Raw genomic sequence first — 14666 nt, 5'->3', positions numbered from 1 at the left:
GAACTGTCCAACTGCGGCGTGACCCGGCTCGATCTATTTCGTTACGTCACGCGTAGTGCTGTACGAAGTCGGCGATGTCCTCCGTCCGGGGTCGGCCGTGGCGGGAAGACGGTCACTGTCCGTTTCTACGATGGCCGGTGACGCTGTGATACGTCAGCATGAGACGCGACTTCCCAAAGGGGGCGGAGGTTCCACCGTGTCGGGACGGACCGAGCTGCCGAGTGGGCTGGTGACCTTTGTGTTCACCGACATCGAGGGCTCGACGCGGTTGGCCCGGATGCTCGGCGACAACTACGGCTCGGTCCTCGGCGATCACCGCAGCGTGATGAGAGCTGCGCTGTGTCACTTCGACGGTGTCGAACTATTCACTGAGGGTGACAGTTTTTTCATCGCGTTCCACGATGCGGGCGACGCCATCGCGGCCTGTGTGGAGGCTCAACGGCAACTGTCCGCACATGCCTGGCCATGTGCCGACGTCGCGCCCAAGGTCCGCATGGGCATGCACACCGGTCCGGCCCGGCCGGTCGGTGGCGAGTACGCGAGCGTCGAGGTGCATCGGGCGGCCCGGGTCGCCGCGGCCGCGCACGGCGGACAGATCCTCTGCTCGGGCGCGACCATGCTGGCCCTGTTGACGTCCGGCGCTCCCGTCCCCTTTGCCCTGACTGTGCCCGGTCCGCACTCCGCCGTTCCGATGCAGCCCGAGGTCGACCTGCTCGACCTGGGCCCGCACCGCCTGCGTGGCTTCGACGATGACGAGCGCCTGTTCCAGATCCTCGCGCCCGGCCTCGACCGTGACTTCCCGGCCCCGCGTACGCCCGGCGCCGCCACCCACAACCTGCCGGCCCCTCTGACTGCTTTCCTGGGTCGCCGGTCCGAACTGGCCGAGCTCACCGCTCTCGTCGACCGGCACCGGATGGTCACCGTGGCCGGCCCCGGCGGTTCGGGCAAGACGCGGGTGGCGCTGGCCGCGGCCGGGCAGCTGCTGGAGGCGTACGCGCAAGGGATCTGGACGGTCGACGCCGGGGTCGCCGCCGATTCTCTGGTGCCCGCGGTGGCGGCGGCCCTCGGGGTGCGGTCCGAGCCGGGCCGCGCGATCCTCGAGTCGCTGCTGGACCACTGCGCCGACCGGCAGATGCTGCTGGTGCTCGAGACCGCGGATGCCGCCCCCGCCGCCTGCGCCACGCTCGTACGCCGGTTGCTGGCTCGGTGCCCTCGACTCGACGTGCTGGTCACCAGCCGGGTGCCGCTCAACGTGCCGGGCGAGATCGTCTGGAACCTGCCGCCGCTGTCCCCGGCCGACCTGTTCGCGCTGCTCTCCGAGCGCACGGCCGAGGCTCGGGGCGGCCGCCCGGCGCCGGTCGAGGACCACGGCGATCTGGCCCAGGTCGCGGCCCGGCTGGAGGGTTCACCGCTGGCGGCCGAGCTGGCCGCGACCCGGCTGCGCTCGCTGTCGGCCGAGCAGTTGGCCGCCCGGCTCGACGATCCGCTGGCCGCGCTCGACCCGATCAACGCCGGGGACGACGACCGGCACGGCAGCCTCACGGCCAACCTGGATTGGTCGTACCGGACGCTCAGCACCCCGGCCGCCGGTCTGCTGCGCCGCCTGGCCGTCTTCGCCGGCACGGTTGATCTCGGCACGGTCGAGTGGTGCGGCGTCGAGGCGCTGGGCGCGCTGTCCGAGTTGGCCGACAAGTCCCTGATCGAGCTGGTGCCGGGCCCCCGTTACCGGTTGTCGGGCCAGGTCCGGGCGTACGCGTCCCGGCGCCTCACCGCGGCCGGCGACGAACGGGCAGCCCGGGATCGGCACGTCGCCTGGGCCATGCACACGCTGGATACCGTGGCCGTGGACACCGACGGTCAGCTCCGCACCACGTCGCTGACCGAGCTCGCGCCTTTCGTGCCCGAGTGGGAGACGGCGCTGCGCTGGTCCGCCGGCAAGGGCAGCGTCCGGTCCGGCTTGCGGCTGGCGCTGGCCCTCGACCCGTGGTGGCGCGAGCACGGCGACGCCGCCGAGGGACGCGACCTGTTGCTCCGCCTCTACCAGCGGCTGGACGGGGTGGACGTCGAACCGGCCGTGCTCGGGTACGCCCACCTGGTGCACGCCGGTCTGGCCGACGACCGCACCGAGCGCACCCGGTTCCTCGACCGGGCCGAGCGGATCGCCCGGGCCGAGGAGGATCACGCGCTGCTGGTGCGGGCGCTGGCCGGGCACCGGAGCACGCTGATCGAGGCCGGGCACTACGAGCAGGCCGAGCAGTTGTGCCGCGACGTGATCGCCGAGGCCGAGCGGTGCGGGGTGGCCGAGGCGGCCCTGCCGGCCGTGATCGCCCTGGCCGAACTGCTGTGGCGGCGGGACGAGCTGACTCCGGCCGCCGAGTTGCTGGGCGGGGCCCGGCAGGCCGAGGCGAGCTGCCCCGAGCACCGCGGCAAGCGGACCGTGGACTGGCTGCTGGGCATGGTCGCGTTGCGCCGGGGCGACCTGGTGGCGGCCCACGATCACCTGGTGGTGGCGTTGCGCTCGCGGCTGCGGCACGGGTTCAGCGGCGCGGCGGCCGACGCGGTGGCGGCCATCGCGGTGCGCTGTTCGCTGGGTGGTGACCCGACCACGGCCGCGGTCCTGTTCGGCGGGGCCGAGGCGGCGCGCGGGGCTCGGCGAACCGAGATGTTCGGGCGCTTCTGGTCGACCCAGCAACTTTCCCTGCGTACGGCCCTGGGTGATGCCGCCTTCGACGTCGCCTACGCCGACGGGGTGGGCCTGGGCTTCGACCGGATCGTCGCGCTGGCCCTGGCCGTCGAGCACCCGGATCTCGAAGACGGCGCCGCCCGCTTCGCCCAGACCCTGCGCGGCTAACGGTCGCGCATCAGCGTGGCCGCCCGGTCGAGGTCGGCCGGGCGCACCGCGGTCACCGAGCCGAAGACGCGTACGGCCTGGTAGTACGTCCAGGCCACGGTGTAGCAGGCGGCTCGGACAGCGACGTGGTGGCGCACGCAGACTCGCTTCATGTCGGCGTAGAAGGTGTCGTCGACCCGCGCCTTGTTGGCCCGGAAGTCACCCAGGTCCTTGTAGTTGCGGTAGCCGAAGTCGTGGTGCCGGCAGGCCAGGGTGAAGTTGAAGCCGAGGGGCCGCTCGGGGCTGGCCGAGCAGTCGTCGGTGGACCAGTCGAAGCCGTACTCCTTCCAAGGCTCCCGGTCGAGCCGGGCCGCGTTCCAGGCGGCGTAGCTGGCCGCCGTGGGCTGGGTCCAGCCGGCCAGCACCTCCGATTTGGCGGCGGCCGCGGCCTGCGCCGACCCGGCCGGGGCGACGAGGACCAGAACCAGAGCGAGGACAAGAGCGATGCGTCGGGTCATCTCCGCAGTTTTCGAACCGGGGTACGACCCATGCAACGGTATCGATGCCGCTTTTCCGAAGCGTGCCGAACGACGGATTTGATGTTCCTGAACGATGATTAATGTGATGTCCTGGGTGGTCGGCCCAGGCACGATCGCTATGGTGTCACCGTGCGGGGCATCTCATGATCCATCTGCCGAGGGTCCGGAAGGGCCCTCTCCGCGCGCTCGCCATTCGTCTGGCGCTCGCGCTGCTGCTCGTCCTGGTCACGGTGACGATCATCTACGTCGACCGGGACGGTTACCGGGACGTCAACGAGGACGGGCTGACCCTGCTCGACTGCTTCTATTACGCGGTCGTGTCGCTCTCCACCACCGGGTACGGCGACATCACGCCCTTCACCCCGCACGCCCGGCTGGTCAACATCCTCTTCATCACCCCGGCCCGCGTGCTCTTCCTCATCATCCTGGTCGGCACCACCCTCGAGGTGCTCACCGACCAGTACCGCAACAGCCTGCTTGTCAGCCGGTGGAGGCGACAGTTGAAGGACCACATCATCATCTGCGGCTACGGCACCAAAGGCCGGGCCGCGGTCGCCGCCCTGCTCGAGACGGGCTACACCAAGGCGCGGATCGTCGTCGTCGAGAGCCGGCCCGACGGCGTACGCCAGGCCCAGGCCAACGGCCTCGTGGTGATCGAGGGAAACGCGACGCGCTCGGCCGTGCTGCTCGACGCCGACGTCAAGAACTGCAAGGCGGTCATCATCGCGACCGACACCGACGAGGCCTCGGTGCTGATCTCGCTGACCGTCCGCCAGCTCACGGCGGGCCAGGTGCGGATCATCGCCTCGGTCCGCGAGCAGGAGAACGCGGCCCTGCTCAAGCAGAGCGGCGCCCACCACGTGATCGTCTCGTCGGCCACGGCCGGCCGTCTGCTCGGCCTCACGACCACCGCCCCGCCGCTCATCGACGTGGTGGAAGACCTGCTCACCCCCGGTCAGGGCATGGCGCTGGCCATGCGCAGCGCCGAGCGGGCCGAGGTGGGCCAGAACCCGCGGCAGTTGCAGACGCTGGTCGTGGCGCTGATCCGCCGGGGCAAAGTGTTGCCGCTGGGCGGCGAGCAGGTCGTCACCATCGAGACCGGCGACATGATCGTGTACATCCGCGACGAGACCAGCGACGTCAACGTCGCTGTGTGAGCCGCCCGACCCCGGCGAACTCGGAGACCTTGTCGGTGATCTGGGGCCGAGCCGGGTCGGGCCGCCACGCCGAGCAGGTCACGACGCCGGGATCGAGCAGGTCGAGGCCGGCGAAGTACGCGGCGATCTCGTCCCGCGTGCGGGCGGTGATCGGCGCGGCGCCGCTCTCGTTCCACTGCTTCATCGACTCTTCGACCGCGGGCCCGTTGACCTCGGTGGTCGGGTGCGAGACGACCAGGTAGCTGCCGACCGGCACCGCCTCGACCAGCTGCCGCACCACGGCCGTCGCCTCGGCGTCGTCGACCACGAAGTTGACGATGCCGGACAGGATGATCGCGATCGGCCGGTCGAAGTCGAGCGTGCCGGCCGCCGCGCGAAGGATGGCGGCCGGATCGCGCAGGTCGGCCTCGATGTAGTCGGTGGCGCCCTGCGGGGTGCTGGTCAGCAGCGCCCGCGCGTGGACCAGCACCATCGGGTCGTTGTCGACGTAGACGACCCGGCTGTCGGGCGCGACGACCTGGGCCACCTCGTGGGTGTTGTCGGCGGTGGGCAGCCCGGTGCCGATGTCGAGGAACTGGCGAACGCCCGCCTCGCCGGCCAGGAAGCGGACCGCGCGACCCAGGAACTCGCGGTTGGCCCGGGCCGACTGCACGAGCTCGGGCATCAGGGCCAGGGCGTACTCGGCCGCCTCGCGGTCGGCGGCAAAGTTGTCCTTGCCGCCGAGCAGGTAGTTCCACACCCGAGCCGAATGCGCGACCTCGGTGTTGAGCTCAGGTTCGGTCATGGCCGGCCCCCAGGCATCGATGAGGGCTGACAGCCTACCGCTTTCAGCTCCTCAGAGGATGGTCCAGGTGTCGGCTTTGGCGAGCAATCCGTCGAGCATCTGCTCGGGCGTGCCGTCGGCCTGCGCCTTGGCGTCGACCAGCTGCTTGGTGATCAGCTCGTCGTAGGACGGACGCTGCACGTTGCGGAACACCCCGATCGGCGTGGTGTTCAGGTCGGACCCGGACAGGCGCGACAGGGCGAACGCGTACGCCGGGTCGTCCACGGTGGCGTCGTGGACCAGCGCCTCGCCGCCCGCTTCGACCTTGAGCCCGAAGCTGCCGGCCGGGTGGGTCACCGAGAACTGCTGGTCGGCGCCGAACGTGATCGGCTCGCCCTGTTCGAGGCGGATCAGGTGGTCGTCGCGGGTGCCCGAGTCCTTGATCAGCTCGAACGCGCCGTCGTTGAAGATGTTGCAGTTCTGGTAGATCTCGACGAACGCCGAGCCCTGGTGTTCGGCGGCCGCCCGCATCACCGACTGCAGGTGTTTGGCGTCCGAGTCGATGGTCCGGGCGACGAACGTGGCCTCGGCCCCGAGCGCGAGCGAGATCGGGTTGAACGGCGAGTCGGCCGAGCCGGCCGGCGTCGACTTCGTGATCTTGCCGAGTTCGGACGTCGGGCTGTATTGCCCCTTGGTCAGGCCGTAGATCCGGTTGTTGAACAGCAGGATCTTGAGGTTGACGTTGCGGCGCAACGCGTGGATCAGGTGGTTGCCACCGATCGACAACGCGTCACCGTCACCCGTCACGACCCACACCGACAGGTCGGGCCGCGACACCGACAGCCCGGTGGCGATGGCCGGCGCCCGGCCGTGGATCGAGTGCATGCCGTACGTGTTCATGTAGTACGGGAAGCGCGAGGAGCAGCCGATGCCCGAGACGAAGACGATGTTCTCGCGTGCGATGCCCAGCTCGGGCATGAACCGCTGCATGGCGGCCAGGATCGAGTAGTCACCGCAGCCCGGGCACCAGCGCACTTCCTGGTCGGACTTGAAGTCCTTGGCCGTCAGCTTGACCGGGGTAATCGGGATAGTGGGGCTAGCCATTCTTGACCACGTCCTCGAGCATGTTCTCCAGCGTCGCGGCGGTGAAGGGCAGGCCGCTGACCTGGTTGAAGGGGACCACGTCGACCAGGTACTTCGCGCGGATCACGTGGGCCAGCTGGCCCAGGTTCATCTCGGGGATGACGACCTTTTCGTACGCCGCCAGCACCTCACCCAGGTTGGCCGGCAACGGCGCCAGGTGGCGCAGGTGGGCCTGGGCGATCGGCAACCCGCGCTGCCGCAGGGCCCGGCAGGCCGCGCCGATCGGGCCGTACGTCGAACCCCAGCCCAGTACCAGCACGCGCGCATTCTCGTCGGCGTCCTCGACCTCGACGTCAGGCACCTCGATCGCCTCGATGCGGGCGGCCCGGGTGCGCACCATGAACTCGTGGTTGGCCGGGTCGTACGAGATGTCGCCGGTCTTGTCGGCCTTTTCCAGCCCGCCGATGCGGTGTTCGAGACCGGCCGTGCCGGGGATCGCCCACGGCCGGGCCATGGTCTCGGGGTCGCGCAGGTAGGGCAGGAAGCGCCCGTCGTCGCCGTTGGGCTCGGTGGTGAACTCGACCGAGATGTCCGGCAGTTCGTCGGCCGACGGCAGCAGCCAGGGCTCGGAGCCGTTGGCCACGTAGTTGTCGGAGAGCAGGATGACCGGCGTCCGGTATTTCAAGGCGATGCGGGCGGCCTCGATCGCCGCGTGGAAGCAGTCGGACGGCGACTTGGGCGCGATCACCGACAGCGGAGCCTCACCGTGCCGGCCGAACAGCGCCATGTTGAGGTCGGCCTGCTCGGTCTTGGTCGGCATGCCGGTGGACGGGCCGGCCCGCTGCACATCGACGATGACCAGCGGCAACTCGAGCGCGATGGCCAGCGAGATCGTCTCGCCCTTCAGCGCCACCCCGGGCCCCGACGTCGTGGTGACCCCCAGGGCCCCACCGTACGAGGCCCCGACCGCCGCCCCGATGGCCGCGATCTCGTCCTCGGCCTGGACCGTGGTGATGCCGAACTTCTTGTGCTTGGACAGCTCGTGCAGGATGTCGGAGGCCGGGGTGATCGGGTAGGCGCCCAGGAACAGCGGCAGCTTGCTGCGCACGCTCGCGGCCACCAGACCCAGCGCGAGCGCCTGGTTGCCGGTGATGTTGCGATAGGTGCCCGGCTTCATGCGGGCCGGCTTCACCTCGTACCGCACGGTGAAGCTCTCGGTCGTCTCGCCGAAGTTCCAGCCCGCCTGGAAGGCCGCCTTGTTGGCCGCGACCAGGTCGGGGCGCTTGGCGAACTTGGTCTCGAGGAAGCGCAGCGTCGACTCGAACGGGCGCGAGTACATCCAGCTCAGCAGGCCGAGCGCGAACATGTTCTTGGCGCGCTCGCCGTCTTTCTTGGCCACCCCGAGCTCGGCCAGCGCGCCCACCGTCATCGAGGTGAGGGCGACCGGGTGCACCGCGAAGTCGGCCAGCGAACCGTCCTCGAGCGGGCTCACCGCGTAACCGACCTTGGCCAGGTTGCGCTTGGTGAACTCGTCGGTGTTGACGATGATGTCGGCGCCGGACGGCAGGTCGGCCAGGTTGGCCTTGAGCGCGGCCGGATTCATCGCGACCAGCACGTTGGGCTCGTCGCCCGGGGTCAGGATGTCGTAATCCGCAAAATGCACCTGAAAGCTCGAGACACCGGGCAGGGTGCCGGCTGGTGCGCGGATCTCGGCCGGGAAGTTCGGCAGGGTCGAGATGTCGTTGCCCAGCTGGGCGGTTTCCGAGGTGAATCGGTCACCGGTCAGCTGCATGCCGTCGCCCGAGTCGCCGGCGAACCGGATGACCACCCGGTCCAGCTGTTCGACTCGCTTCGCTCCAGCGGACACTTCGCAACCTCCCATGAGGGCCGGCCGGCGGGGGATGAGAGCACATCGATGGGCCGGCCCGCTTCGTCACTTCCAGCCTACGTCGCCGCTCCTTACGGGCGGGGGCAGGCCGTTGACCACAGTAGCCAGGTGAGGCTTGGCTGAACCACAGGAGTCCACTATCCGGCTACCCTGAACGATCGTGGACGGGTATCTCGGTTCTTACGCCACGCTGGGCCTGGTCGCGGCGGCCGGCGTGCTCGTCTTCGTGGGGGCCTTCGGGGCCAACAAGCTGCTGCGCCCGGCCGCTCCGGCCCAGCCGCCGGGCAAATTCCTGGCGTACGAAAGTGGCATCGACCCGGTGGGCGGCGACTGGGCCCAGGCGCAGATCCGCTACTACGTCTATGCGTACCTCTATGTGCTCTTCGCCGTGGAGGCCGTTTTTCTTTTCCCGTGGGCTGTCGTTTTCGACCTTCCGGGCTTCGGCTGGGCCACCGTGACCGAGATGGGGGTGTTCGTGGCGGTCCTCGCCCTGGGCATCCTGTACGCCTGGCGCAAAAAGATCCTGACCTGGACCTAGAGGTCCGGCCCCGGGCGTGTCGGGGTGGCGGACTCGCCACGCGCTGTCCGACATGCCAACATTCAGCGCATGGGCCAGCTTCTCCTCTTCATCGTCGTGGCATTGGTCGTGGCCGCGATCGTGTTCGGCGTGACCGTGATGATCGGTGGCGGCGACAACGCATTGACGCCCGTCGAGCCGGACGGGGCCGCCGTGCCCCTGCCCAGCGACCGGCCGCTCGGTGAGCAGGACGTCGCCCGCACCAAGTTCGACACCGCCTGGCGCGGCTACCGCATGTCCCAGGTCGACCAGGCGCTGCAGCGGGCGGCCTACGACATCGGCTACAAGGGCGAGCTCATCGGTGTGCTCGAGGCCGAGGTGGCGGCGCTGCGCGAGGGCCGCACGGCCGACGCCGACGTGCTCCGCAAGGCCCGCGAGGCGGCGATCGCCCCCGCCGAGGTGACCGTGCCGGCCCAGCCCGAGCTGCAGATCGAGGTCAACCGCGTTCCCGACGACGCCGTTCCGGCCGATGCCACGGCGTCCTCGTCCTCGGTCTCGTCCGCGGCTCCGACGTCCGAATCGGCGGAGCCGCGGTGAGCGCGACCGACCCGGTCGACGGGCTCGGCGAGGCCGCCCGCCCCGGCACCGGCGAGGTCACCGCCACGGTGATCGTCAACGCGCCGGCCCCGAAGGTCTTCGCCGCGTTCCTCAACTGGGAGAAGCAGGGCGACTGGATCCCGTTGACCAGGGTCCGGGTGGTCGAGGGCGACGGCGGCGAGGGCAGCCTGGTCGAGGCGGTGACCGCGCTCGGCCCGGCCGTGCTGCGCGACGAGCTGCGGGTGGTCAAGGTCAATCCACCGTACGAGGTGGGCGTCGTGCACTGCGGCAAGGTGCTGCGAGGGCCCGGCACGATGCGCTGCACCGCTATGTCGGGCGACCGCACCCAGGTCGTGCTGCACGAGTGGTTCCACCTGCCGGGCGGCCCGGTCGGCAAGCTGGCCTGGCCGGTGGTCTGGCCGGGCTCGAAGCTGGGCTTCACCGGCGCCCTGAAGAAGTTCGGCCGGCTGGTCGAAGAGGGCCGCCTGCCCTGATTTTCTGTCGGACCCCCGCTCTAAGTTGGTCGCCATGACAGACCCTTCGGCGTCCGGTTTGCTGGAATCCGGCCTGGTGGTCGGTGACGACGGCCGGGCCCGCTGCTTCTGGGGCGGCAGCACGCCCGACTACGTGCCCTACCACGACGACGAGTGGGGCCGCCCGGTCCACGGCGACGACCGGCTCTTCGAGCGCATGACCCTCGAGGCGTTCCAGTCCGGTCTGGCCTGGATCACGATCCTGCGCAAACGGCCGGCGTTCCGGGCCGCGTTCGCCGGCTTCTCGATCGCCGCGGTGGCCGCCTTCGACGAGCGCGACGCGGCCCGCCTGATGGCCGACACGGGCATCGTCCGCAACCGCATGAAGGTCGACGCGGCGCTGGCCAACGCCCGGGTCGCGGCCGACCTGCCCGGTGGCCTGTCCGAGCTGCTGTGGTCCTACGCGCCGTCCCCACGCCCGCCCCGCCCGGCCACCCGGGCCGACGTGCCGGCGCAGACACCCGAGTCCAAAGCCATGGCCAAAGACCTGAAGAAACGAGGTTTCCGCTTCGTCGGCCCCACCACGGCCTACGCATTGATGCAGGCCACCGGCATGGTCGACGACCACGTGGCCGGCTGCTGGGTCCCACCTCTCGGTGCCGACCCGGTCGCGTGAGGCGGCGGCCATCGGGGGCGTGAGGCTGCCGACCGTGACCGCGCGAGGGTGGCGGCCATAGGGCGTGAGGCTGCGGTTGTGCGCGGGTGAGGCGGCCGTACCGGCTGGGTAAGGCTGCCCTTCCCAGCCGCGTGACGGCTCGTTCGGGACGCGTGATGAGATGGAACGTATGGCGCAGTGGGCGGTGATCATTCCGGCGGATCGATGGGCGACCGAGCGGCTCTTCCACCACGACACGGTGAACGTGTCGGGTGGCGCGGGCCCGATCGAGCCCGACGATGAGGTGCTCCTCGTCGTCGGCGGTGAGGTCGTGGCCCTGGCCCAGGCGGTGGAGGCCGACGGCGACGAGCTGGCGCTGGCCTACCTGCGGCGTGCCTTCGACCAGCCGGTGCCCGCCGACGAGCTGCACCTCGACGAACACGACGTGCGTATCGCGCCGGTCGATCCTGTCGTGTTCCGGCGGCTCGCGGGGGCCATCGGCGGCGCGACGGCCGTCGCCGAGAAGAAGACGTGGCTGGTCAGCGTCGCCCTCCCGATCGAGGCCCAGACCCCGGCTGAGGCGGTGCGCCAGTTCTGGTCGCACATGCTCGAGCTGGGCCCGGTCGAGCTCCCCACCTACGTCTGGCCCTCCGGCAACGAGCTGGCCATGCAGGCCTTCGTCCTCGGCGAGGAAGCCAACCAGGACCCCGAAGAAGAAGACGAGGACTGAGCTTCGCTTCGACGCAGAATCCGGCTGCCCGCTTGTGACGGCTGCCCGCTTGTGACGGCTGCCCGCTTGTGACGGCTGCCCGCATGTGACGGCTGCCCAACGGCCACCTGCGGGCATGGCGGGCGAACGGGCCTGGCCGAAGCGGGTGGGGGGAACGAGCCCGGCCCGCGGGACCACCCACTTCCCACCTTCAAGGACTGGTCTGCGGATGGCCGGTAAGGGCGTCCGGTCGGCACCCCATCGATAGCTGGCTCAGAACGCAGTGGGCCGGGCGCCGGGACGGTGCTCGTCCCGGCGCCCGGTCTGTCAGCGGGCGTTTGCCGCTCAGGTAGCGATCTGTTCAGCCCCCACGCCCGCCGAGGTTGTCAGCCGCCCAAGGAAGAGGCGGCGCTGCGGATGGCGGAGGAGAAGTAGCTGACCTGGGTGTAGACGCCGGGCTTGTTCGGGCGGGCGCAGCCGTCGCCCCAGCTGACGATGCCGACCTGGATCCAGGCGTTGCTCGCGTCGCGGCGGAACATCGGGCCGCCCGAGTCGCCCTGGCAGGTGTCGATGCCGCCCGAGGTGTAGCCGGCGCAGATCTCCTCGGCCGCGATCACGTCGCCGCCGTACATGGAGGACGAGTTGCAGGTGCTGTCGCTGACGAACGGGACCGTGGCCTTCAGCAGGTAGCGCTGCTGCGCCCCACCCTCGCGGGCGGCGCCCCAGCCCGAGATCGTGAACGTCCCCGAGTCGTACGCCGTGCTGGTCGCGATGGGCAGGGTGGCCAGCGTCGTCACCGGGCTGGAGAGCCGGATGAAGGCCCAGTCGTCCCCGTTGCCGTTGTAGCCGGGCGCCCGGTACACGTAGTTCGAGGTCCGGGTGATCCGGCTGCTCGACTGCAGGTCGACGCTGCCCATCGTGGCCGTGATCGACGTGTTGTTGCCGGTGCGGCTCACGCAGTGCGCGGCCGTGAGCACGAGGGTGGGGCTGTAGAGGGCGCCGCCGCAGCCCATCGAGAGCCGCACCATGAACGGGAACTCGCCCTGCGCGGCCCGGCTGCCGCCGACCACCGACGGGCCGGCCACGCCGTCACCCGGTGCGGTCGGTGCCGCCACGGCGGGCGCTGCGGTGGCACCCCACGCCGCCATTGTGAGCGCGGTCAGCGCCGTGCCCACGAAGATCCGCCACTTGACCATCCGGTCCTCCCCACCAACGAGCGCGCCCGGTAGGACGCGTAGGGGAGGAGCGTAGGCATTGAAGTTCGTGGATGTGACGATCCCAAAACCGTCATACCGCCGGGCCTCGCGACGGCGCGCCGGAGCGTCGGGGCCCGGCGGGGCCCGGCGGGCAGGAACAGCGGGGCTACTTGCCCTCGAAGACCGGCTTCTGCTTGGCCACGAAGGCCGACACCGCGGCCTTGTGGTCGGCGGTGGCGCCACAGATGGCCTGGGCCTGGGCCTCGGCCGCGAGCGCGTCCGACAGCGTGCCGGCGTCCCCGATCGAGAGCTCCCGCTTGATCGCCCCGTAGGCCACCGTCGGCCCGGCCGCGAGCCGTTCGGCCAGCGCGTGCGCGACCGGCAGCACCTGCTCGTCGTCCTCGGCCAACTGCGAGAGCAGACCCATCTCGTACGCCCGCTCGGCCCGCACCGGCTCGGCCAGCAGCAACAGCTCGAGCGCCCGGGCGTGCCCGACGATCCGCGGCAGCGACCACGAGACGCCGCTGTCGCCGGCCAGCCCCACGTTGGCGAAGGCCATCAGGATGGACGTGTTGGGCCCGCCGATCCGGAAGTCGGCCAGCAGCGCGAACGACGCCCCGGCGCCGGCCGCCATGCCCCGCACCGCCGCCACCACCGGCTTGGGCATACTGGCCAGCCGCTGCGCGATCGGGTTGTAGTGCACCCGCACGGTGTCGAGGTCGGTGCGGCCCGACTCGAGTTGCTGCTCGTGCTCGCGCAGGTCCTGCCCGACGCAGAACGCCTTACCCGCGCCGGCCAGCACGATCGCCCGGCACGACTTGTCGCTCTCGAGCGAGGCCAGCGTGTCGCGCAGCGCCTCTTTGAGCTCGACGGTCAGCGCGTTCATGGCGTCGGGGCGGTTGAGCGTGAGCGTGACTACCGCACCGTTGCGGTCCACAAGCAGGGAGTCGGTCATGGCTCTGAGAATCCCACACGGTTACGACTCACTGACTGCAGGCATCGTTCGACGTAACGGTCCGCGGCCGGGCGCAGACGAGTCGCGTGGCGGTCGAAGAAGCCGGCCGCGCTCACGCCCGGCCAGCGTGGGGGCAGCAGCGAGGCAGGCAGCTGCGGGTCGCGGAACAGGAACGAGCGCCACGCGTGGACCAGGTGGAAGCGGGCCGCGTACGCCTCCTCGTCGCTGCTGCGGGCGTTGACCGACGTGACCACCGGCCGCAGGTCGGCCACGAAATGCTCGTACGACCGGGCCAGCTCGGGCAGATCCCAGGCCCGCCCGACCACCTCGGCCGCGCCGGGCGACCCGGCGGCATGGCTGGCGCTGAACCGTTCGTACCCTATTCCGGCCTCGGTCAGCACGGCGTCGGCCTCGTCGGCGGCCCGGGGCGCGACCCATGCGTGCTCGCCCAGGGGGCCGTAGCCGAGAAAGGCCAGCCGGCCCGCCTCCCGCTTGCCCAGCGACCCTTGGACCAGGATCAGATCGAACCTTCCGTCCCAGCCTGAGCGGTGAGTCCGATAGATCCGGGCGGCGGCTTCGTCGAGCCGGCGGGCGGCCTTCGGGGTGAGCAGATAGCCCGGTCCGGACACCAGCCGCATAGGGTGCAGCCAGCCCTGACGCACCATGCGAGAGATCGCCGTGCGCACCGCGGGCGGCGCGATGCCGAGCGGCGCAAGCAGTCTGACCAGGGCCGCAACCGGCGCGCGGCCGCCTCGGGGGCGGAGGTAGTCGCCGTACAGGTCGAAGAGTGCCGACCGCGCCTGCATGACCGCACATTGTGACAGCCCGAAAGACGATATGCTAGACGCTGTCACATCCGCCCGGGCTGGGTTTGGGTTCGCCGGTGTTCATCAGGGAAAATGTTTGATCGGCACGGTGGGCCGGGTCGCGTCAGCACGCGCAATGGCCCTCGGCCGCCGGTCGGAAACGAAGTATTGACGCCGTGTGGGGCTGAGCACACGGCGTAAGAAGTGGCTGTGGGGTAACCCACCGACACCCTGATGTGGGTCTGAGGGGAGACAAGATGGCGGCGATGAAGCCGCGGACGGGCGATGGTCCGCTGGAGGTCACCAAGGAGGGTCGGGGCATCGTCATGCGTGTCCCGCTGGAAGGTGGTGGCCGTCTCGTCGTTGAGATGACTCCGGACGAGGCCAGCGCTCTGGGTGATGCGTTGAAGTCCATCGCCGGCTGACGTTTCACCGCGAGCCCGCCGGTACGGTACCGCCCGGACCGGCGGGCTTTCCACGTCTTCGAGAAAGGTCACG

Annotated in this window: 15 protein-coding genes; 8 read left to right on the top strand and 7 right to left on the bottom strand. The window is 70.4% G+C overall.

The features are described from left to right. Window positions 1–196: 196 nt before the first annotated feature. Window positions 197–2851: an adenylate/guanylate cyclase domain-containing protein gene (locus tag M1L60_RS18305; RefSeq protein WP_253238637.1), complete on the top strand. Its 2655-nt coding sequence runs from the start codon at window positions 197–199 to the stop codon at window positions 2849–2851. On the opposite strand, the gene M1L60_RS18300 is transcribed toward M1L60_RS18305, so the two are convergent. Then, window positions 2848–3348: a phospholipase gene (locus tag M1L60_RS18300; RefSeq protein WP_253238636.1), complete on the bottom strand. Its 501-nt coding sequence runs from the start codon at window positions 3346–3348 to the stop codon at window positions 2848–2850. The genes M1L60_RS18305 and M1L60_RS18300 overlap by 4 nt on opposite strands. Window positions 3349–3512: 164 nt before the next feature. Between M1L60_RS18300 and M1L60_RS18295 the strand changes: the two genes are divergently transcribed. Next, entirely contained in the window at window positions 3513–4526 is a 1014-nt protein-coding gene (locus M1L60_RS18295) for a potassium channel family protein (RefSeq protein WP_253238635.1), read from the top strand. On the opposite strand, the gene M1L60_RS18290 is transcribed toward M1L60_RS18295, so the two are convergent. From M1L60_RS18290 to M1L60_RS18280, 3 genes are read right to left on the bottom strand one after another with little or no spacing between them, the layout of a single operon-like run. Next, window positions 4510–5310, bottom strand: coding sequence for an SAM-dependent methyltransferase (locus tag M1L60_RS18290; protein ID WP_253238634.1), 801 nt, complete (start codon window positions 5308–5310; stop codon window positions 4510–4512). The genes M1L60_RS18295 and M1L60_RS18290 overlap by 17 nt on opposite strands. Window positions 5311–5361: 51 nt before the next feature. After that, entirely contained in the window at window positions 5362–6393 is a 1032-nt protein-coding gene (locus M1L60_RS18285; protein WP_253238633.1) for a 2-oxoacid:ferredoxin oxidoreductase subunit beta, read from the bottom strand. After that, on the bottom strand, window positions 6386–8254 hold the full coding sequence (locus M1L60_RS18280; protein ID WP_253238632.1) for a 2-oxoacid:acceptor oxidoreductase subunit alpha: 1869 nt from the start codon (window positions 8252–8254) through the stop codon (window positions 6386–6388). The genes M1L60_RS18285 and M1L60_RS18280 overlap by 8 nt, the downstream gene beginning before the upstream one ends. Before the next feature lie 166 nt (window positions 8255–8420). On the opposite strand from M1L60_RS18280, the gene M1L60_RS18275 reads away from it, so the two are divergent. From M1L60_RS18275 to M1L60_RS18255, 5 genes are all read left to right on the top strand, one after another. Beyond that, window positions 8421–8798 carry an NADH-quinone oxidoreductase subunit A gene (locus tag M1L60_RS18275; RefSeq protein WP_253238631.1) on the top strand — a complete coding sequence of 126 codons (378 nt, stop codon included), beginning with the start codon at window positions 8421–8423 and terminating at the stop codon, window positions 8796–8798. Between the two features lie 69 nt (window positions 8799–8867). After that, on the top strand, window positions 8868–9374 hold the full coding sequence (locus tag M1L60_RS18270; protein WP_253238630.1) for a DivIVA domain-containing protein: 507 nt from the start codon (window positions 8868–8870) through the stop codon (window positions 9372–9374). Further along, a complete protein-coding gene (locus M1L60_RS18265) occupies window positions 9371–9868 on the top strand; it encodes an SRPBCC family protein (RefSeq protein WP_253238629.1) in 498 nt (165 codons plus the stop codon). Before M1L60_RS18270 ends, M1L60_RS18265 begins: the two co-directional genes overlap by 4 nt. Window positions 9869–9902: 34 nt before the next feature. Continuing rightward, on the top strand, window positions 9903–10523 hold the full coding sequence (locus tag M1L60_RS18260) for a DNA-3-methyladenine glycosylase I (RefSeq protein WP_253238628.1): 621 nt from the start codon (window positions 9903–9905) through the stop codon (window positions 10521–10523). Window positions 10524–10692: 169 nt separating this feature from the next. Continuing rightward, the gene (locus M1L60_RS18255) at window positions 10693–11232 is read left to right on the top strand and encodes a hypothetical protein (RefSeq protein WP_253238627.1); all 540 of its coding nucleotides are present in this window, start codon (window positions 10693–10695) and stop codon (window positions 11230–11232) included. A gap of 365 nt (window positions 11233–11597) precedes the next feature. Here M1L60_RS18255 and M1L60_RS18250 read toward each other — a convergent pair whose 3' ends face one another. From M1L60_RS18250 to M1L60_RS18240, 3 genes are all read right to left on the bottom strand, one after another. Continuing rightward, complete coding sequence (locus M1L60_RS18250) at window positions 11598–12407, bottom strand: S1 family peptidase (protein ID WP_253238626.1); 810 nt, start codon at window positions 12405–12407, stop codon at window positions 11598–11600. Between the two features lie 166 nt (window positions 12408–12573). Next, window positions 12574–13362 (bottom strand): enoyl-CoA hydratase-related protein, encoded by a 789-nt coding sequence (locus tag M1L60_RS18245; protein WP_253238625.1) that lies wholly within the window; start codon window positions 13360–13362, stop codon window positions 12574–12576. Continuing rightward, complete coding sequence (locus tag M1L60_RS18240; RefSeq protein WP_253238624.1) at window positions 13359–14168, bottom strand: PaaX family transcriptional regulator; 810 nt, start codon at window positions 14166–14168, stop codon at window positions 13359–13361. The genes M1L60_RS18245 and M1L60_RS18240 overlap by 4 nt, the downstream gene beginning before the upstream one ends. 257 nt (window positions 14169–14425) lie before the next feature. On the opposite strand from M1L60_RS18240, the gene M1L60_RS18235 reads away from it, so the two are divergent. After that, complete coding sequence (locus M1L60_RS18235) at window positions 14426–14593, top strand: DUF3117 domain-containing protein (protein ID WP_014694782.1); 168 nt, start codon at window positions 14426–14428, stop codon at window positions 14591–14593. Window positions 14594–14666: the final 73 nt, after the last annotated feature.

Source organism: Paractinoplanes aksuensis (assembly GCF_024137025.1).
In the GTDB taxonomy this organism is placed as follows: domain Bacteria; phylum Actinomycetota; class Actinomycetes; order Mycobacteriales; family Micromonosporaceae; genus Actinoplanes; species Actinoplanes aksuensis.
Note: the sequence above shows the minus strand (reverse complement) of the source record. Positions and strands in the feature narration are given on the sequence as shown.